Source organism: Achromobacter xylosoxidans A8 (assembly GCF_000165835.1).
GTDB lineage: Bacteria > Pseudomonadota > Gammaproteobacteria > Burkholderiales > Burkholderiaceae_B > Achromobacter > Achromobacter xylosoxidans_B.
Map to the genome: position 1 here is coordinate 6668033 of NC_014640.1, position 19533 is coordinate 6687565.

The window sequence follows — 19533 nt, forward strand, 5'->3', positions numbered from 1 at the left end:
GGCGGCGCTCAGTTGCCCAGCGGGCGGGCCAGCCATTCACGGCCCTTGAGCATGCCATTCCAGTAGATCCAGGGCAGCAAGGTCGCCTTGAGGAACCAGGCGCTTTTGCGCGGCACGGTCGGATCCAGCGGGAAGGTCGGCAACAGCTTGCCGCCATAGCCGAACTCGGCCAGCACGATGCGGCCGCGCTCCACCGTCAGCGGGCAGGAGCCGTAGCCGTCGTACTTGACCGGCATGGCGTGGCCTTCGCGCAGCGCCAGCAGGTTCTCGGCCACTGTCACGATCTGCTTGCGCGCGGCCGCGGCAGTCTTGGCATTGCTGGTGCAGATACCGTCGCCCAGCCCGAACACGTTGCCATGGCGCACGTGCAAAAGCGTGGCGGGATCCACTTCGCACCAGCCGGCGGCATCCGCCAGCGGGCTGTTTTTCAGGAAGTCGTGCGGGACCTGGGGCGGCACCGCGTGCAGCATGTCGAAGGACTTCTCCACGCGCGTCACCGCGCCGTCAGCGTTCTTGAGGTCGAACCAGGCCTTGCGCGCCGCGCCGTCCACCGCCACCAGCGCTGAATTGAAGGCCAGCGCGATGCCGTAGCTTTCCACGTAGCGCATCAGCGGCGGCACAAAGGTCGGCACGCCGAACAGCGCCGCGCCCGCCAGGTCGAACTCTACGTCGATGCGGTCCAGCACGCCTGTGCGCTTCCAGTGATCGCAGGCCAGGTACATGGCTTTCTGCGGCGCGCCGGCGCATTTGATGGGCATGGCCGGCTGCGTGAACAGCGCCTGCCCGCCCTTCAGTCCGCGCACCAGTTCCCAGGTATAGGGCGCCAGGTCGTAGCGGTAGTTGGAACTGACGCCGTTCTTGCCCAGCGTATCGGCCAGGCCCTCGACCTTGTCCCACGCCAGGCGCAGGCCGGGGCAGACGATCAATTGCTGGTAGCTCACGGCGCTGCCGTCCGCCAGCCGCACGCGGTTGGCTTCGGGCTCGAAGCCTGCGGCGGCGGCCCGCAGCCAGGTGGCGCGTTTGGGCATGACGGCGTCGGTTGGGCGCACGGTCTTGGCGACGTCGAAGGCGCCGCCGCCCACCAGCGTCCAGGCCGGCTGGTAGTAGTGCTTGTCGCTAGGCTCGATGACGCCGATGCGCAGGTCCGGACGGCGGCGCAGCAGGCTGGCGGTGACGCCTATGCCCGCCGATCCGCCACCCACCACCACCACATCGAAATCGCGCTGCGCCTCTGCTGTCGGCATGCTTGTCTCCTCGCCGGTTTACCGGCTTTTGAATTTTTCCAGGACTGAAAATATCGCCATGCCTGCCACCATGGCGGCCACGAAAATCAACGCCTCGGTCACGCCGGCCGCCGCGGCCACCAGTGCCGGTCCCGGGCAGAAACCGGCCAGCCCCCAGCCCGCACCAAACGCCACGCTGCCGACGGCCAGGCGCAAGTCCACCTGGGTGGCCGTGGGCCAACGCATGGGTTCGCCCGACAGGCTGGCGCGGCGGCGGCGCAAGAGTGCGAAGCCCGCCGCGGTCACCAGCACGGCGCCGCCCATCACGAAAGCCAGCGACGGATCCCAGGCGCCGGCGAGGTCAAGGAAGCCCAGCACCTTGGCCGGATTGGCCATGCCGGAAATGATGAGGCCCAGGCCGAACACCAGGCCCGATGCGAAGGCGATCAGCGCGACCATGTCAGAGCGCTCCCAGATGACGGATGACGTAGACCACGGCAAAGCCCGCGCCCATGAACAAGGCGGTAGCGGTCAGCGAGCGGCGCGATCCGCGCGACACACCGCAGACGCCGTGGCCGCTGGTGCAGCCCGAGGCGTAGCGCGTGCCGATGCCGACCAGCAAGCCCGCCACGATCAGGCGCGTGGTGCTGGCCTCCACCACCACAGGCGGCAAGGCGCTGCCCAGGCGGTACAGCCAGGGCGAAACCAGCAGGCCGATTAGAAAGGCCAGCCGCCACATGCCGTCGCGTTCGCCCTGAAGCAGGCCGCCCACAACCCCGCTGATGCCCGCGATGCGGCCCGCGCCCGCCATCAACAGCACGGCAGCCGCGCCGATGAGCAGGCCGCCCGCGCCCGCGGACCAGGGAGTGAAGGCGGACCAGTCCAGGCTCACTTGAGTGACTCCATGGCGCGGCCGCAGTACAAACTCGATAGTGTCTTCATGACCTGGCTGACCTCGAAACTGGCCATCTGGTAGTAGACGTACTTGCCCTCGCGCCGCGTTGCGACCAGTCCTTCATCGCGCAGCACGCCCAATTGCTGGGACAGCGTGGGCTGATGGATGCCAGTCAGCGATTCGAGTTCGCTCACGTTGCGTTCGTTCTGGACCAGCTGGCACAGCAGCAGCAAGCGGTCTTCGTTGGCCAGCGCCTTGAGCAGCGCGCAGGCCTGGGAGGCGGATTCGCGCAAGACGGCGACTTCGCACTCGGTCAGGGCTTCATTCATTTGATACGTATCAATCGGCGTGAGGGAGTTTGATCATTATATTTACCAATATAATATTCAACAATATTATTGAAATACATATAGTGTTTCATCGTGCAGCGACTCGCTGCGATGCGAGCGTTCATGTCTCCCCAGATCCAGGCCTTTTTCGATCCCGTCACCGCCACCGTCACCTACGTCGTGCATGAGCCCGCGCCGGGCGGCGCCTGCGCCATCATCGACTCGGTGCTGGACTACGACCCCAAGTCCGGACGCTGCAGCACCGCCAGCGCCGACCGGGTGGCCGACTACGTGCGCCAGCACGGCCTGAAGACCGAATGGCTGCTGGAAACCCACGCGCATGCCGACCACCTGTCGGCGGCGCCCTATCTGCAGCGGCAGCTCGGCGGCGTCATCGCCATCGGCCAGAGCATCCAGACCGTGCAGGGCGTGTTCAAGAAGATCTTCAACCTGGAACCGGAGTTCCAGCTGGACGGCTCGCAGTTCGGCCATCTGTTCGCCGACGGCGAAACCTTCCGCATCGGCGCGCTGACGGCGCAGGCCATCCACGTGCCCGGCCACACCCCGGCCGACATGGCCTACCTGATCGGCGACGCCGCTTTCGTCGGCGACACGCTGTTCATGCCGGACGTGGGCACGGCGCGCTGCGACTTCCCCGGCGGCGACGCCCATCAGCTCTACCGTTCCATCCAGCGGCTGCTGAGCCTGCCCGCCGGGACGCGGCTGCACATGTGCCACGACTACCCGCCCGCCGGACGCGACGCCTCCTGGCAGAGCACGGTGGCCGAACAGCGCCGCGCCAACATCCACGTGCGCGATGGCGTCAGCGAAGATGAATTCGTGGCCATGCGCACGCGGCGTGATGCCACGCTTTCCATGCCCACCCTCATCCTGCCCGCCATCCAGGTGAACATCCGCGCCGGCCACTTCCCGCCGCCCGAAGACAACGGCGTGCGCTATCTGAAAATACCCGTCGACGCGCTCTGACAGCGGCGGCGGGCACCGCGATCCGGGCTTGCGCGCCCCGGGCTTATCCCGCAAGATCGTCCGATCGCAGAATTGCCGATCAGACGGATCCCCCATGTTTGCAGAAGCCGAAGCCGACCCCAGCCTATCCAAGGAAGAATTCAAGCCGCTGGAGGCGAAGCTGCGCGTCGCCTTGCTGAACGCGCAGTACCAGCGCCTGCAGAAGGCCGACAAGACGCTGCTGATCGTGATCGCGGGCATAGACGGCGCCGGCAAGGGCGCCACCGTCAACCTGCTGAACGAGTGGATGGATCCGCGCCACATCAAGACGCTGGCCTACGGGCCGCGTGAAGGCGCCGCGCTGCAGCGTCCGCCATTCTGGCGCTATTGGAACGACCTGCCGCCCAAAGGCAGCACCGGCATCGTCTTCGGATCCTGGTACGCGCCGCTGCTGTTCGAGGCCACGCGCAAGAAGCCTGACCAGAACAGCATCGAGGCGCAAGCCGCGGCCATCCGCCACTTCGAGGCCATGCTCGCCGCCGAAGGCGTGCAGATCGTCAAGCTCTGGTTCCATTTGTCGGCCAAGGCGCAGAAGGCCCGCGCCGAACGCCTGCTGGCCAGCCCCGAAACCTCCTGGCAGGTCAGCCCGATCGACCTGAAGGTCTACAAGAAGTACGACCGCATCCGCAACGCCGGCCAGGTGGTGCTGAACCGCACGGACAGCGGCCACGCGCCCTGGGTCGTGATCCCCAGCGCGGACGAGGACATCCGCGCCGCGCGCACCGCCGAAGCGGTGCTGGCCGCCATGCGCCAGCGCGGCGTGCCGCGCATCCCGCCCGCCTTCGTGGCGCATGCCCGGACCACCCGCGTCGTCGACCGCCTGGGCGAACTGGACTACGAGGCCAAGACCGACAAGGACGATTACGAATCCGAACTGGGCCTGCTGCAAGGCCGGCTGGCGCGGGCGGCGCGCTCAAAGAAATTCCAGGAACGCTCGCTGGTGCTGGTATTCGAGGGCCAGGACGCGGCTGGCAAGGGCGGCGCGATCCGCCGTGTGACGCATGCGCTGGACGCGCGGCAGTTCGACATCACGCCCGTATCCGCGCCCAACAGCGAGGAACAGGCCAGGCCCTATCTGTGGCGCTTCTGGCGTCACGTGCCGCGCCATGGGCGCATCGCCATCTTCGACCGGTCCTGGTATGGCCGCGTGCTGGTCGAGCGCGTCGAAAAACTGACCGCGCCTGCCAACTGGCGCCGCGCCTACGCCGAGATCAACGACTTCGAGGGGCAACTGGCGGCCAGCGGCGCGCTGGTGCTGAAGTTCTGGCTGGCCGTGACGCCGGACGTGCAGCTGGAGCGCTTCAAGGAACGCGAGAATTCCCCCTTCAAGAATTTCAAGATCACGGCCGACGACTGGCGCAACCGCGACAAATGGAAGGACTACGCGGCCGCGGCCAACGAGATGCTGGCGCGTACCGACCTCGCGCACGCGCCCTGGCATCTGGTGTCGGCCAACGACAAGCGCTACGCTCGATTGCAAGTGCTGCGACACATCGTCGAAGCCATGGAAGACCAACTCTGAATCCCGCCTGGAGGCCGCAAGCCATGAGTACCGCAGAAATCCGTCCCATCGTCGCCGCCGACTTCGAGGCCTGGCTGCCACTTTGGAAGGGCTACCAGGACTTCTATCGCGTCAACATCGACGACGCGGTCACGCGCAACACCTGGGCGCGCTTCCTGGACCCTGCCGAACCCATGCACGCGGCGCTGGCCTATGAAAGCGGCCGGGCCGTCGGCATGGTGCACTGGATCTTCCACCGCTCCACCTGGACGGCGGGCGACTACTGCTATCTGCAAGACCTGTACGTAGACCCGGACGTGCGCGGCACCGGCGCCGGCCGCAAGCTGATCGAACACGTGTACGCGCAGGCCGCCGCCGCCAACTGCTCGCGCGTGTACTGGCTGACGCACGAGGCCAACGCCACCGCCATCCAGCTCTACGACCGCATCGCCGACCGCTCCGGCTTCATCCAGTACCGCAAGGTGATGCCGTGAGCGCACGCGATCCCAACTGTCCGCTATGCCAGGAAGACGGCGGCACGCTGCTGTGGCGTGGCCCGCACTTACGCATCATCGAGGTGGACGACCCCGACTATCCGGGCTTCACGCGGGTGATCTGGAACGGCCACCTGGCCGAAATGACCAGCCTGTCCACCGACGGCCGCGACCTGCTGATGCGGGCCGTGTACGTGGTGGAGGAAGCGCAACAATCGGTCCTGGGACCCGACAAGATCAACCTGGCTTCGCTGGGCAACATGGTGCCGCACCTGCATTGGCATGTGATCCCGCGCTGGCGCGGCGACCGCCATTTCCCCGATCCGATCTGGGCGCCGCCGCGCGTCGCCGCCGGCGCGGAATCCGCGGAATGGCAGGAGCGTCAGGCGCGCGTGCAGGCGCTGCTGCCGCGCTACCGCGACCGGCTGGTCGAGGCCATGAACGCCCTGCTCTGGCACTGAGCCGCCGCCCGCCTCAGGCGATGCGCGCCGATCCCCGCAGTTCCGCCAGCCAGCCGGCATAGGCCTGTTCCACCAGGGCCGCCGTGCGTTCGGCGGAAAACTGGCCCTGGCCCCGGATCAGCTCCCGGCCCGCGTCGCCCATGCGGCGGCGCAGCGCAGGATCGGCCAACAGGCTTTCCAGCGCGCCCGCCAATGCCGCCGGATCGGCAGGCGGCACCAGCAGACCCGTCACGCCAGCCTGCATGGTTTCCGGCACGCCGCCCACATTGGTGCCCACCACCGGCAGCCCCATGGCCGCGGCCTCGATGAATACCGTGCCCAGGGCCTCGCGCAGCGTCGGCAGCGCGAACACGTCGAAGGCAGTCAGGACGTTGCCGATGTCGTCGCGCCGGCCCGTGAAATGCACGCGCTGGGCCAGGCCCAACGCCTCCGCCTGTGTCCGCAACTGCCCGCCCATGGGCTGGCCTTCGCCCACCAGCACCAGATGGGCATTCGGGAACGTGGCGGAAATGCGATGGAAGGCGTCGATCAGATCGCAATGGCCCTTGTCCGCCCGCATCACGGCCACGCAACCGACCACCAGCGCGTCCTCGGGCAGGCCGAGTTCGCGCCTGACGCAGACGCCGCTTTGCACCTGGGGCAGCACCACCGGCGAATGGATGGTGGCGATGGCCTCCGGCCGCGCGCCCCCGTCCAGCAACTGCCCGCGCACGTAGCGGCTGACGGCGATGACGCGATGCGCCAGCCAGGTATAGGCGTAAAGGGAATTGATGGGCTTGGCCAGATGGCGCGTGCGCACGATGAGCCGCGTGCCGGCCAGGCGGGCCGCGATCGCGCCCAACACCGTATCGCGGCGGCTGTGCGTATTGACCACGTCAAAGCGCCCGCCACGCAACAGGCGGCGCATGACGGCGACGCAACGCACGAAATTGAGCGGGCCGTCCATGGCAACGAGATGCACCGTAAAGCCGACCTCGCGCAAACGCCTGCCCAGTTCCGCGTCGGGTTGGCAGACCGCTTCCAGATGATGGCCGCGCTCGCGCATGGCGATCATCTCCTTGTAGATGCAGAACTCCTGGCCGCCGAACGATGTGGCGGCTTCCGTATGCAGGATGCGCAGGCGCGCGTCGGGGCCGGGCCGGGCCTGGAGCGATTCGTTGGGATCCGGCATGATCAGGGATGGCCGCCTTGAGAGGTGTCCGCGTCGCTCCAGCGGCGGCCCTGCGACAGCAGGTAGGCCTCCAGGTAAGAAATGTCTTCCTGGTCCAGCGCCACCGCACCCGCGCTGGCGTGATCGCGCGGGCACTCGGAAGCCTGCAGCCGGTTTTCGGACCAGACGCGGGCCGCGCCAGTGCGGGACAGTTCAAAGCGCGCGCCCGCGCGCGCCCAGCCCAGCAGGCGTGCGCTGGGAATCAGTTGCCGGGTTTGGTAGATGCCGTGCGAACTGGGAGCCGCGGGCACGGTCAGTGTGTCACCGACATCCACCAGGCGGCTCGCGGCGCCGGGCTTGCCGGGCGTATAGGTCAATACCGTAAGAGGGCGTAGTGGCATTTAGCTAGCAAGAGTCGCCAGGCGGCCTTGCAAGCCACATACTGGTCGGGATTCAACGAAAGGGTTCGGTCGCCGAGCAAGCAACGCCAAGAATTCGACGCTGATTGGCTGTTTTTTCAAATAAATGAAAGACGTTCGACGAAATAGAAGAGTCCCGAAATGCCAATTCAGGTAAAATTCAGGAATGAAACGCGCATCTTATCAAAACGTAAGCAAAGCCGGTACTGCATGAATTCACAGCCCGTACCGCCCCACAAACCGGTCTCGTTCCTGCAAGCGTTCCTCCGTTCCGAAGCGCTGGGCGGCTATGTCCTGATGCTGGCCGCGCTGGTCGCGCTGGTGGTTGCCAACAGCCCGGCCGCGCCCGCCTATTTCAGCGTGCTGGAAACCAAGCTCGGCTTCCACGTCGGTCCGGTCCTGCTCAAGGAAACCGTGCTGCACTGGATCAACGACGGCCTGATGGCCGTGTTCTTCCTGCTGGTCGGACTGGAAATCAAGCGCGAGGTCCTGGACGGCCAGCTACGCGGCGCCGCCCGCATCGTGCTGCCCGGCATCGCCGCCCTGGGCGGCATGGCGTTGCCGGCGCTGATCTATGTGCTGATCAACTTCGGCAGTCCCGACACCCTGCGCGGCTGGGCCATCCCCGCCGCGACCGACATCGCCTTCGCGCTGGGCATCCTGGCGCTGCTGGGCAGCCGCGTGCCGACCTCGCTGAAGATCTTCCTGACGGCGCTGGCCATCCTGGACGACCTGGGCGCCATCGTCATCATCGCCCTGTTCTATACCGCCGAACTGAATGTGTTCGCGCTGAGCATGGCGGGCGCCCTGCTGGCCTGCCTGTTCTGCCTGAACCGCGCCGGCGTGCTGCGGCTGACGCCCTACCTGCTGATCGGCGCGGTGCTGTGGTACTTCGTCCTGAAGTCCGGCGTGCATGCCACGCTGGCCGGCGTGGCGCTGGCGCTGACCATTCCGCTGCGCCCGCAAAACCAGGGCCATCCCGGCGCGCATTCGCCCCTGCATGTGCTGGAGCACGCGCTGCACAAGCCGGTGGCGCTGCTGATCGTGCCGATTTTCGGCTTCGCCAACGCCGGCGTGTCGTTCGCCGGCATGGGCCTGGGCAGCCTGGCGCAGCCCGTACCCCTGGGCGTGGCGCTGGGCCTGTTCCTGGGCAAGCAGCTGGGCGTATTCGGTTTTGCCTGGCTGGCCATCAAGAGCGGCATTGCCACCCTGCCGCGCCACGCCAGCTTCACGCAGCTATATGGCGTGTCCCTGCTGTGCGGCATCGGCTTCACCATGAGCCTGTTCATCGGCGCCCTGGCATTCACCGATCCGGCCGCCATCGACGCCACCAAGATCGGCGTGCTAACGGGTTCGCTGGCGTCCGCCGTGGTCGGCTTCCTGCTGCTGCGCGCCTGCGGGACGCGCGCCGGCACCGCCGAAAATCCTTGAGCAGGGCCTGAGTACGGACGGCGGGCGCTAAAGTAGCGGGATCCGAAACCATTCCGGGAGCCGCCGCCATGAAGCCGTCCGCCATCACCGTGCAACGCGTCTACGAGGGCTTGGGCCCGGAAGGCAGCTACCGGGCGCTGGTGGACCGCATGTGGCCGCGCGGGCTGCGCAAGGCGGATCTGCACCTGGACGAATGGGCCCGCGACATCGCGCCCACCCAGGAACTGTGCAAATGGTTCAGCCACATCGAGGAACGCTGGGAAGAATTCCGCCAGCGCTACCAAGCCGAACTGGCGGAACCCGAGCAGCAGGCCCGCATGGCCGCCTTGCTGGACGCGGCCGGCGACCGCCCGCTGACCCTGCTCTACGGCGCCCGCAACACCGAACATAATCAGGCCGTCGTGTTGCACGACGTCCTGCAGGACTATGTGCGCCATCACCGCAAGCGCAAGAAGGCCTGAACCAGCACCCGCTTGCGCGTTCAGCCTGCTCTAATCCTGGAGCGCTACCATCAAGCCATGCTCCCCGCATCCGTGGGCGACAGGGCGTGGCCCGGCCCACCGGCAATCCCAACCCGGAGGTTCCAGCATGCATAACCTGAATGGAAAAGTCGCCGTCGTCACCGGCGCAGCCAGCGGCATCGGCAAGGAAATCGCCCTCACCCTCGCGCGCGCCGGTGCGGCAGTCGCCATCGCGGATCTGAACCAGGCAGGCGCCGACGCCGTCGCCCGCGAAATCGAACAGGCGGGCGGCAAGGCCATGGGCGTCGCCATGGACGTCACCAGCGAAGACGCCGTGAACCAGGGAATCGACCGCGTTGCCGCCGCCTACGGCAGCATCGACATCTTGATCTCGAACGCGGGCATCCAGATCGTCAATCCCATCGAGAACTTCGCATTCTCGGACTGGAAGAAGATGCAGGCCATCCACGTGGACGGCGCATTCCTCACAACCAAGGCGGCGCTCAAGCACATGTACAAGGGCGACCGCGGCGGCGTGGTCATCTATATGGGCTCGGTCCATTCGCACGAAGCCTCGCCGCTGAAGTCCGCCTACGTGGCCGCCAAGCACGCCCTGCTAGGCCTGGCGCGCGTGCTGGCCAAGGAAGGCGCGGCGCACAATGTGCGCTCGCACGTCATCTGCCCGGGTTTCGTGCGCACGCCGCTGGTGGAAAAGCAGATCCCCGAACAGGCCAAGGAACTGGGCATCAGCGAAGAGGACGTGGTCAAGAAGGTGATGCTGGGCGACACGGTCGACGGCGTCTTCACGACGGTCGAGGACGTGGCGCAGACCGCCCTGTTCCTGGCCGCCTTCCCCAGCGCCGCCTTCACGGGCCAGTCCTTCGTGGTCAGCCACGGCTGGTACATGCAGTGATTCGGCCCGCGCCGCCTATTGCCGCGCGGTCTTTGATACCCTAGCCCTCTTTGTGGACCGGCGCGCAATTGCGCGCCGGTCGCCTGCCTTGAGGAACCCCATGTCTTTCAGCTCCGATGCCTGGGCGCGCAACGCCGCGCTGTACGAAACCACGCGCGACATGCCGTTCAACCAGGAACTGGCCAGCGGCCAGCTCGACGAGAACGCATTCAAGCACTACATGATCCAGGATGCGCACTACCTGGTGGCCTTCGGACGCGCACTCGCCATCGCCTCTGCCAAGGCCGATGACGCCGACGGCGTGGTGCAGTTCGCGGATGCGGCCAAAGGCGCGGTCGTCGCCGAACGCACGCTGCACGCGGGCTTTCTGAAGCAGTTCGGCATCGACGACGCCACCTTCGAAGCCACGCCGCTCACCCCGGCCTGCCACCACTACACCAGCTACCTGATCGCCACCGCCTGGAGCGCGCCGTACCCGGTGGCGCTGGCGGCCCTGCTGCCCTGCTTCTGGATCTATGCCGAAATCGGCCGCGAGATCCACGCGCGGGCGGCCCAACCCAATCCCTATGCGGCCTGGATCGAGGCCTATGCCTGCGAGGACTTCCACGCCCTGGTGCGCAGGGTCATCGCGACGGTCGACCGCGTCGCCGAACAGGCGTCCGCCGAAACGCTGGCGCAGATGCACGCGGCCTACACCCGCGCCGCGCAGCTGGAATGGATGTTCTGGGATTCGGCATATCGGCAGGACGGCTGGCCGGTCTGAACGCCGGCGCAGCCGCCGGGCGCGCGTGTTCGTACGCGCACCCGGCCGCCGTTAGAACTGATAGCGCGTGCTCAGCAGGAAACTGCGAGGCGTGCCGTAATAGTTGCCGCCGTTGTTGCCTGCCAGCGTATCGAAATAGCGCTTGTCGAACAGGTTATTCACGTTCAGCTGGAAGTCCAGCTGGCGGTTCACCCGATAGCCCGCCACCAGATCGACCACCGCGTAGGGTGATTGCTTGATCACATACCCGGCGCTGCTGGTCAGAGACTGCGTCGTGATCTTGCTTTGCGCGCGCACCGCTCCGCCCACCCGCCACTTTTCCAGGGCCCCGGGCAGGTGATACATCGCCGACACCTTGAACTGGTGCTGCGGAACATAGCTGGCATAAGGTTGACCGGATGCGCCATCCACGCCCCCGCTTGAGACCTTGGCCCGGGTGTAGGAATAGCCGATGCCCACATTCAGGCGCGGCAGCAATTCGCCATTGATGTCGATCTCCACGCCCTCGCTCTTCACCTCGCCGACGGCGCGGTAGCAATTGGTGGCCACGAAGCACGATGGGATGTCCGTGACGGCTTGCGGCAGGTTGGTCTGCGTGGTCGAGAACAGCGCAATGGCGGCGTTGACGCGTTCGTCCAGGTAGCTGCCCTTCAAGCCGATTTCGTAATTGGTGCCTTCCACCGGCTTGAGCACGGTGCCGGACGTGTCCAGGTAGTACTGCGGCTTGAAAATGCTGGAATAGCTGGCGTAGACCGAATGGTTGTCGTTCAGGTCATAGATCAGCGCGGCATAGGGCGTGAAGTGGGCATCTTCGCCAAACTCGCGCTGACTGCTCCAACTGCCCTGGGTCTGTTTATTGTCGAAATCGAACCAATCCATGCGGGCGCCCAGGATCATGCTCAACGGATCGGCCAGGCGGAAGCGGCCCGTGGCATAGAGCGAGCTCAACTCGGAGCGCTGGTCGCGGCGCCACATCGTGTCTTTGACGAAGTCCTGGCGGCGCATGGAATCCGGGTCCCAGGTAGAGGGGTCGACGCCCGAGACCATCAGATAACCGCCCGGCTCGTTCAGGTAGCTGTAGCCGTTGTCGAGCCAATGGTCGTTGCGGTAGCTCGCGCCCACCGCGATGTCATGCTCGCGACCAAACAGCGTAATCGGGCCTTGGGCGGACAGGTCGAAGCTGCGCTGCTTCTTGTCATAGTCGTAGCGGCCTCCCATTACGTCATACACGTTGCCGCTCAGCCCACTGTCGCTGGCGACGAAGTACGCGCCATCCAGCGACGATTTGCCATTGACGCCCCGAGCCGCCGCGCGCGCCATCCAGCCGTTGGCGAAGGTGTGCTTCAGCTCGGCGAACAGGCTGTATTCACTCTTGTCCCAATAGCTCCATGACGGCGAAAAGCGGCGCGACCGCCGGATATCCAGCGGAGTGCCATCCACGGCGGTGGGCACGCCCATCCATTCGGAGCCAGGGTTGTCTTCGCGATTGGAATGCCCGCCCAGCGTCAGGACGGTGTTAGCGGTCAGGTCGATGTCCACCACGCCGTAGTACAGCTGCCTGCGGCTGCTGTAGCCGTCGGTGAAATAGTCCCGCGACTGCTGCGACGTGACGAAGCGTGCGCGCACCGAACCGCTGTCGTTCAATGGCCCGCTGGCATCGAATTCGCCCGAAAAGTTGTTCCATGACCCCGCGCGCGCGGTGGCAATGAATTGCGCAGCGTCGGTCGGCTGCTTGCGCACAAAGTTGATGGTGCCGGAAGGGTCGCCCATGCCGGTCATCAGGCCAGTGGGGCCGCGCACGACTTCCACGTGGTCGTACATGGCCGTAGTGCTGTAGGTGGAGGTGTCCGTCTCGTACGACACGGGCAGGCCGTCCATCAGGAAGGTATTGATGGTGAAGCCGCGTGAGAAATAGCGCGAGCGGTCATTGCTCCAATGGTTGACCGTGACGCCGGTGGTGCTGTTGGCCACGTCGTCGATCGTCTGCATGGCGAAGTCGTCCAGCTTCTGCCGGGTGACCACGCTGACGGATTGCGGCGTTTCCTGGATGGTCAGCGGCAGCTTGGTCGCCGTGCTCATGGCGCCAGTGGTGTAGGAACCGGTGTCCTCGGTGATCGAGTTGCCCTTGCCTACGACGGTGATGGTGTTCATCACCACGCTGTTGGCGTCCCCTACGCGCGACACCGACACATTGCTGCCCGATCGTTCAAACGCCAGCCCGGACCCTGCCAGCAGCGCCCGCAAGGCCTGGTCCGGCGTCAGATTGCCCGCCACGGCGGGCGCCTGCAGCCCCCGTACCGTATCGGGCGCGTACGCCAATTCCAGCGATGCCTGCGTCGCCAGTTGCGTCAAGGCGCCTTCCAGCGACTGCGCGGGGATATTCACGGCCAGCGGCGCTTCCTGCGCGTGGACCTCACGTTGCGGCATGGCCAGCGCCAGCATCAAGGACAGGGCCAGCACGGTCAGCCCGCGCGTCGGCTCGGCCTGGCGCGATGTGGGTCCAGAGGGTTTACGGTTCACGAGACTAGCGTTCCTGGAGGGGTCTTGAGACAAGGCGCGCCAGTCAACCCATGACGGAGGATGCTGGCGCAGCCGCGGCATCGGATCGATGCCCTTGGGAGACAAGACGCCTGTCGCGGACAAATCCCTGATGGAAAAACGCGATTGAATAGTAACTATTCGTAATTGAACGGGCCGACGGGATGGCCGCAAAAAGCTAGCGGCGCACGATCAAGGCCGAGCCATCCGCGCCGCTTTGCACGCGCACCGGCGCGATCGCGGGCAGCAAATCCAGGAAGGCCCTGGGATTGTCGACGCTGAACACGCCCGAAATCCGCATCGCCGCGACGTCATCACCCGACACGCGGATCGGCGCGTGGCCGTAGCGGTTCATTTCGGAAACGGCTTCGGACAGCGGCACGTCGCGGAATACCGCGCGGCCGCGCTGCCAGGCCAGCACAGTCGCCACGTCCAGTTTTTCGGACGGCGACAAGCGCCCATCCTGCGCCGTGCGCGTGCCTTGCCCCGCCGTCAGCAGTACCTGGCTGCGGTTCCACCAATGGCCAGACTGGACCGCCACCGTGCCCGATTCCACGGCCACGCGCACAACATCGGCGTCGCGCCGGACATTGAAGCGCGTGCCCGTCACGCGGATGGTCACGCCGCCGGCCTCAACATAGAACGGCCGGCTGGCGTCCGGCGTCACCGAAAATGTCGCCTCTCCCGCTTTCAACTCCACCACGCGGCGGTCCGCGAGTAGCGCTACCGACAATTGCGTGGCGGTGTTCAGGTCGACGATGGACGCATCGGGCAGCGACACCTGCTGGCGTTGCCCCAACTGCGTTGCGTATTGCGCGGCGTAGCTGGGATCGCCCTCGCCCCATCGCGGCAACGCCACGGCCGCGACCACGGCGGCGGCGCCTGCAAGGACCAGCCCCGCCGCCAGGCGACGCCGCGGCGGCGCGCGGCGGCGGGATGCGGCTAGCGGCTCCTGCGTCAGCGCGCGCAACCGCTCTTCCCCCAACTGCGCGCTGGCATTCCAGATGCCGCGCGCGCGGCGGAACTCCAGGTCGTGCGAGGGATGCGCCCGCCGCCACGCTTCGAACTGCAGGCGCTCGGCCTGGCTCATCTGTTCCGAATGCGCACGGGCGAACCAATAGGCGGCCGCATCGCGGGGATCGGTCAGGGTGTCGGGGTCGATGGGGTCGGTCATTGCGCGGCGGATCAATCCGGGCAGAAGTGTTTCAGCTGTTCGCGGACTTCTCGGGTGGCGTCCATGATATAGCGCTCGACGGTATTGAGCGCCAGGCCCATCCGCGCCGCGACTTCGGGCTGCGAATAGCCTTCGAGCCGGCACCACACATAGGCTTGCCGCTTCTTTAGCGGCAAGCTGGCCAGGGCGCATTCCAGCGCGTCAGCCAACTGGCGAGCGCGAGCGCTGGACTCCGGGTCATGCCACTGGGCAGGGTCATCGGCGGCCCAGGCTTCCAGCGATACCTCATCATGCCGCGCCTGCCGCCGCATCTCGCTGATCAGCCGATTCTGCGCCGCCCGGCGCAAATAGGATTTGCCGTTGGATACGCTGCGGCTGCCGCCGCTCAGCAAGCCGGCCATCACATCCTGCGCGGCGTCCTCAGCCTCGCTGGGCCTTGAATTGCGCTTGGCCCACGCACCCACCAACTCGCCGTAGTGGGCGAGCCAACCTTTCAGGCTGCTGGGAGGACTGGACATGGCGGCAATCGCGGCGAATGCAGGAAGGCCGCAATATTAACAATGATTCTCAATTCGAATACAACAGCATGTCCACGAGACGGGCCACCTCACCCTCTATGCCAAAATCGCGCCCATGCCTACCGATAATCGCCTCGTCCCTGACGCCCTTGGTACCCAGACCGCGCAACTACCCGACGCCTGGGCCGCCGCCTTTACACCTGGCGCCGTCGCCGACGCGCTGGCCGCCGTGACCGCTCACGTGGAAAAGCGCCTGAGCGAAGGCGCGACCATCTATCCCGCGACGCCCTTCCGCGCCCTGCACGGCCTGGCGCCGTCGGACGTGCGCGTGGTGATCCTGGGACAGGACCCGTACCACGGCCCCGGTCAGGCCCAGGGGCTGGCCTTCTCGGTGCCGGACGACTGCAAGCGGCCGCCCAGCCTGCGCAACATCTTCAATGAGATCGCCCAGGAGTATCCAGGCAGCGGCGTTCCTGCCGGCAACGACCTGAGCGACTGGGCCGATCAGGGCGTGCTGCTGCTGAATACCGCGCTGACCGTGGAAGACGGACAGCCTGCGTCCCATGCCAAGCGCGGCTGGGAAACGGTGACGGATGCGTTGATCGCCCTGGTCGCCAGAGATCCCTCCCCGAAGGTTTTCATGCTCTGGGGAGCCCATGCCCAAGCCAAGCGGGCGTTGCTCCCGGACAACAGCGGCCACCTGGTCCTGATGTCCAACCATCCCTCCCCGCTTTCCGCCAGAAGGCCCCCCGTGCCCTTCCTGGGCTGCGGCCATTTCCTGGCGACCAATCAGTGGCTGACCAACCAAGGGAAAAACCCTATTGATTGGGGGCTGGACAAAAAAATAATTCCCATGCAAGGCGAATTCGGGTTATGATCGCCGCACTGCACAAAACGAGTTCGGCATTTACCGCCTTGATTTAGCGGAAGTTTTCGCAGTCTGCCGGGTAACAGCCCCGGCCCCATGCCGAACTATCATCGATTCCTGACCCCTTTCCTTTCGCCCTGCGTTCCACTCAGTACTAGAGAACGCGCCACGCGCATGGTTGATCCGGTCGGCACGATGCTCCATCAACCGTCGCCTGGATCCGGCCGCCTAATCCCCTGGCCCGACCAAGCACTGCGTCGCATTGATTGCGGCAAGGGAAAGTAATGTCTTTCGAAAACCTGGGTCTTGCGCCCGCTCTGTTGTCGGCCGTCCAAGAAGCTGGCTTCTCCACCCCCACCCCGGTCCAAGCCTCCGCCATTCCCCAAGCGCTGGCCGGCCACGACTTGATGGTGTCCTCGCAGACGGGTAGCGGCAAGACCGCGGCCTTCATGCTGCCGGCCCTGCATCGTATCGCCCAGATGCCCGCCAACAAGGGCGTCGGCGTGCAAGTGCTGGTGCTGACCCCGACCCGCGAACTGGCCCTGCAAGTCACCGACGCCACCGCCACCTACGGCCGCAAGCTGGCCGACCTGCGCACCGCCACCGTCGTGGGCGGCATGCCCTACGGCGCGCAGTTGAAGGCGCTGTCGCGCCGCGTGGACGTGCTGGTCGCCACCCCCGGCCGCCTGATCGATCACCTGAACTCGGGCCGCGTCAAGCTGAACACCGTGCACACGCTGGTGCTGGACGAAGCCGACCGCATGCTGGACATGGGCTTCATCGAAGACATCGAGACCATCGTCGGCCGCCTGCCGGAAGACCGTCAGACGCTGCTGTTCTCGGCCACGCTGGACGGCACCATCGCCAAGCTGGCGGCGCGCATGATGCGTGATCCGCAGCGCATCGAAATGGCCGGCGCCAAGGAAAAGCACACCAACATCACGCAAAGCCTGCTGTACGCGGACGATGCCAGCCACAAGATGCAATTGCTGGACCACGTGCTGCGCGACGCCGCGCTGGACCAGGCCATCGTCTTCACGTCGACCAAGCGCGGCGCTGACGATCTGGCCGACCGCCTGGCCGACCAAGGCTTTGCCGCCGCCGCCCTGCACGGCGACATGAACCAGCGCCAGCGCACCCGCACGCTGTCGCAACTGCAACGCGGCCAGCTGCGCATCCTGGTCGCCACCGACGTGGCCGCCCGCGGCATCGACGTGCAAGGCATCAGCCACGCCGTCAACTTCGACCTGCCGATGCAGGCCGAAGACTACGTGCACCGTATCGGCCGTACCGGCCGCGCCGGCCGCAGCGGTTTGGCCTTCACGCTGGCCACGCACTCCGAGCGCCACAAGGTCCGTCGCATCGAGCACTACATTGGCCAATCGATCACGCCTGAAGTGATCGCCGGCCTGGAACCCAAGCGCACCCCGCGTCCTTCGACCGGCGGCGGTGGCGGCAAGCCGTACGGCAAGCGTCCCGGCGGCGGCTACCAGGGCAACCGCGAGGGTCGTTCCTTCGGCGGTCCGCGTGGCGAATTCAAGCCGCGTGAAGGCGGTTACCAGGGCAATCGCGACAGCGCCCCGCGTGAAGGCGGCTACCAAGGCAATCGTCCGTTCGGCGACCGCCCGGCCCGTTCCTTCAGCGATCGCCCCAGCTTCGGCGACCGTCCGCAGCGCGAAGGCGGCTACCAGGGCAACCGTCCCTTCGGTGACCGTCCCCAGCGCGAAGGCGGCTTCCGCGGCGGCGACCGCGATTCGCGCCCCAGCTTCGGCGATCGTCCCAGCTATGGCGACCGCCCCCAGCGCGATGCCCGCCCGTTCAGCGAGCGCGGCCCGCGTGAAGGCGGTTTCCGTGGCGGCGACCGTGACTCGCGCCCCAGCTTCAGCGATCGTCCGAGCTTTGGCGACCGTCCCAGCTTCGGCGACCGTCCCCAGCGTGAAGGCGGCTTCCGCGGCGGCGACCGCCCCGAAGGCGGTTTCCGTGGCAAACCCACGTTCGACAAGCGCCCCGGCGGCCCCGCCAAGCGCTTCGCCAAGCCGGCTGATCGCCGCGGCTAATCGCCCCGCTTGAGCCCACCACAAACCCCGCGCCTGTCGCGGGGTTTGTTTTTTGGGAAAATGACTGCTTGTCCACGCACCACCCGACCATGCAACGATCCGCTCCCGCCAACCTGCCCGCCCTTGCCCCCGCCGCCCAGGAACACAGCGCCGCCGCCGCCGCGCACCTGCGCGCCACGATCGCCGCCCATGGCGGCTGGCTGTCGTTCGACCACTGGATGGCGCAAGCGCTGTACGCGCCCGGGCTGGGCTACTACGCGGCCGGCAACGTCAAACTGGCTGACGCCGACGGCGACGTCCGCGCCCCAGCCGGCGACTTCGTCACGGCGCCCCAGCTGAGCCCGCTGTTCGCCCGCACGCTGGCGCGCCAAGCCGCCCAGGTGCTGCGCCAGACGCAGACCGAGACCGTGCTGGAATTCGGCGCCGGCACCGGCGCGCTGGCCGAAGGCGTGCTGCGCGAACTGGATGCGATGGGCCTCGCCCAGACCCGCTACCTGATCCTGGAAGTCTCGGCTGACCTGCGCGCGCGCCAGGCCGAAAGGCTGGCGGCGTTCGGCGACCGCGTGCAATGGCTGGACGCGCTGCCCCAGAGCTTCGCCGGCTGCGTGCTGGCCAACGAGGTTTTGGACGCGATGCCGGTGTCGATCTTCCACTGGAGCGAGGCCGGCGAAGTGCTGGAACGCGGCGTGGCGGTGGATGCCTCGCAAGACTTCGTATGGCAGGACCGCCCCGCGCCCCCGGCACTGGCGGCCGCCGTCGCCGCCCGCATGCCGGCCCTGCCCGGTTACGTATCCGAGATCAACCTGCAAGGCGAAGCCTGGATCGCCGCCATGGGCGGCTGGCTGGAGCGCGGCGCGGCGCTGCTGGTGGACTACGGCTTTCCGCGCAGCGAGTACTACCATCCGCAGCGCGCGGGCGGCACGCTCATGTGCCATCTGCGGCATCACGCCCATGGCGATCCTTTCACCGCGCCGGGCCTGCAGGACATTACCGCCCACGTCGATTTCACCGCCATGGCAGACGCCGCGCTCGAAGCCGGCCTGCAGGTCCTGGGCTACACCTCCCAGGCCCGCTTCCTGATGAACGCGGGGCTGATGGATCTGCTGGCGCAACTGGATCCGAGCGACGTGCAGCAATACGCGCAGGCGGTAGCGCCCGTGCAGAAGCTCTTGTCCGAATCGGAAATGGGCGAACTGTTCAAGGTGCTGGCGGTGGGGCGCGGCATCACCGAACCCTTGGCGGGGTTCTCGCGCGGCGACCGGCTGAGCAAGCTGTAAGGGCGCGCAGCGCCCCTTCTTTCAAATCGGTCGCG

The 19533-nt window shown here is 66.6% G+C and carries 20 protein-coding genes; 11 read left to right on the plus strand and 9 right to left on the minus strand.

Features of this window, described 5'->3' with window-relative positions:
- Positions 1-8: 8 nt before the first annotated feature.
- From AXYL_RS30695 to AXYL_RS30710, 4 genes are read right to left on the minus strand one after another with little or no spacing between them, the layout of a single operon-like run.
- A complete protein-coding gene (locus AXYL_RS30695; protein ID WP_013396779.1) occupies positions 9-1244 on the minus strand; it encodes an FAD/NAD(P)-binding oxidoreductase in 1236 nt (411 codons plus the stop codon).
- An 18-nt stretch (positions 1245-1262) separates the two neighbouring features.
- Positions 1263-1682 carry a YeeE/YedE family protein gene (locus AXYL_RS30700; protein ID WP_013396780.1) on the minus strand — a complete coding sequence of 140 codons (420 nt, stop codon included), beginning with the start codon at positions 1680-1682 and terminating at the stop codon, positions 1263-1265.
- A gap of 1 nt (position 1683) precedes the next feature.
- Entirely contained in the window at positions 1684-2115 is a 432-nt protein-coding gene (locus tag AXYL_RS30705) for a YeeE/YedE family protein (protein WP_013396781.1), read from the minus strand.
- Entirely contained in the window at positions 2112-2447 is a 336-nt protein-coding gene (locus AXYL_RS30710; RefSeq protein ID WP_013396782.1) for an ArsR/SmtB family transcription factor, read from the minus strand. Before AXYL_RS30710 ends, AXYL_RS30705 begins: the two co-directional genes overlap by 4 nt.
- Positions 2448-2570: 123 nt before the next feature.
- Here AXYL_RS30710 and AXYL_RS30715 point away from each other — a divergent pair, with 123 nt between their 5' ends.
- The 4 genes from AXYL_RS30715 to AXYL_RS30730 all read left to right on the plus strand — a co-directional run bounded on the left by AXYL_RS30715 (position 2571) and on the right by AXYL_RS30730 (position 5929).
- The gene (locus AXYL_RS30715) at positions 2571-3434 is read left to right on the plus strand and encodes an MBL fold metallo-hydrolase (RefSeq protein WP_041654502.1); all 864 of its coding nucleotides are present in this window, start codon (positions 2571-2573) and stop codon (positions 3432-3434) included.
- 94 nt (positions 3435-3528) lie between these two features.
- On the plus strand, positions 3529-4995 hold the full coding sequence (pap, locus tag AXYL_RS30720; protein ID WP_013396784.1) for a polyphosphate:AMP phosphotransferase: 1467 nt from the start codon (positions 3529-3531) through the stop codon (positions 4993-4995).
- Between the two features lie 23 nt (positions 4996-5018).
- Positions 5019-5468 (plus strand): GNAT family N-acetyltransferase, encoded by a 450-nt coding sequence (locus tag AXYL_RS30725; RefSeq protein ID WP_013396785.1) that lies wholly within the window; start codon positions 5019-5021, stop codon positions 5466-5468.
- Positions 5465-5929, plus strand: coding sequence for an HIT family protein (locus AXYL_RS30730; protein ID WP_013396786.1), 465 nt, complete (start codon positions 5465-5467; stop codon positions 5927-5929). Before AXYL_RS30725 ends, AXYL_RS30730 begins: the two co-directional genes overlap by 4 nt.
- 13 nt (positions 5930-5942) lie before the next feature.
- On the opposite strand, the gene AXYL_RS30735 is transcribed toward AXYL_RS30730, so the two are convergent.
- On the minus strand, positions 5943-7100 hold the full coding sequence (locus tag AXYL_RS30735; protein ID WP_013396787.1) for a glycosyltransferase: 1158 nt from the start codon (positions 7098-7100) through the stop codon (positions 5943-5945).
- A gap of 2 nt (positions 7101-7102) precedes the next feature.
- Entirely contained in the window at positions 7103-7480 is a 378-nt protein-coding gene (locus AXYL_RS30740) for a hypothetical protein (protein WP_013396788.1), read from the minus strand.
- Between the two features lie 228 nt (positions 7481-7708).
- Between AXYL_RS30740 and nhaA the strand changes: the two genes are divergently transcribed.
- The 4 genes from nhaA (at position 7709) to tenA (ending at position 11066) form a co-directional block, all read left to right on the plus strand.
- On the plus strand, positions 7709-8929 hold the full coding sequence (gene nhaA / locus AXYL_RS30745; RefSeq protein ID WP_041654507.1) for a Na+/H+ antiporter NhaA: 1221 nt from the start codon (positions 7709-7711) through the stop codon (positions 8927-8929).
- A 68-nt stretch (positions 8930-8997) separates the two neighbouring features.
- Positions 8998-9390, plus strand: a complete 393-nt coding sequence (locus AXYL_RS30750; protein ID WP_013396790.1) for a DUF488 domain-containing protein — start codon at positions 8998-9000, stop codon at positions 9388-9390.
- 127 nt (positions 9391-9517) lie between these two features.
- On the plus strand, positions 9518-10303 hold the full coding sequence (locus tag AXYL_RS30755; protein ID WP_013396791.1) for a 3-hydroxybutyrate dehydrogenase: 786 nt from the start codon (positions 9518-9520) through the stop codon (positions 10301-10303).
- Positions 10304-10403: 100 nt separating this feature from the next.
- Entirely contained in the window at positions 10404-11066 is a 663-nt protein-coding gene (tenA, locus tag AXYL_RS30760; RefSeq protein ID WP_013396792.1) for a thiaminase II, read from the plus strand.
- 51 nt (positions 11067-11117) lie between these two features.
- On the opposite strand, the gene AXYL_RS30765 is transcribed toward tenA, so the two are convergent.
- The 3 genes from AXYL_RS30765 to AXYL_RS30775 form a co-directional block, all read right to left on the minus strand.
- Positions 11118-13586 carry a TonB-dependent siderophore receptor gene (locus tag AXYL_RS30765; protein ID WP_013396793.1) on the minus strand — a complete coding sequence of 823 codons (2469 nt, stop codon included), beginning with the start codon at positions 13584-13586 and terminating at the stop codon, positions 11118-11120.
- Between the two features lie 196 nt (positions 13587-13782).
- On the minus strand, positions 13783-14778 hold the full coding sequence (locus AXYL_RS30770) for a FecR family protein (RefSeq protein ID WP_013396794.1): 996 nt from the start codon (positions 14776-14778) through the stop codon (positions 13783-13785).
- 11 nt (positions 14779-14789) lie between these two features.
- Positions 14790-15296, minus strand: coding sequence for an RNA polymerase sigma factor (locus AXYL_RS30775; RefSeq protein WP_013396795.1), 507 nt, complete (start codon positions 15294-15296; stop codon positions 14790-14792).
- 115 nt (positions 15297-15411) lie between these two features.
- Between AXYL_RS30775 and AXYL_RS30780 the strand changes: the two genes are divergently transcribed.
- From AXYL_RS30780 to AXYL_RS30790, 3 genes are all read left to right on the plus strand, one after another.
- Positions 15412-16173, plus strand: a complete 762-nt coding sequence (locus AXYL_RS30780) for a uracil-DNA glycosylase (protein ID WP_013396796.1) — start codon at positions 15412-15414, stop codon at positions 16171-16173.
- 275 nt (positions 16174-16448) lie between these two features.
- Positions 16449-18221: a DEAD/DEAH box helicase gene (locus AXYL_RS30785; RefSeq protein WP_013396797.1), complete on the plus strand. Its 1773-nt coding sequence runs from the start codon at positions 16449-16451 to the stop codon at positions 18219-18221.
- Positions 18222-18310: 89 nt separating this feature from the next.
- Entirely contained in the window at positions 18311-19498 is a 1188-nt protein-coding gene (locus tag AXYL_RS30790) for a class I SAM-dependent methyltransferase (RefSeq protein ID WP_013396798.1), read from the plus strand.
- Positions 19499-19533 lie beyond the last annotated feature (35 nt).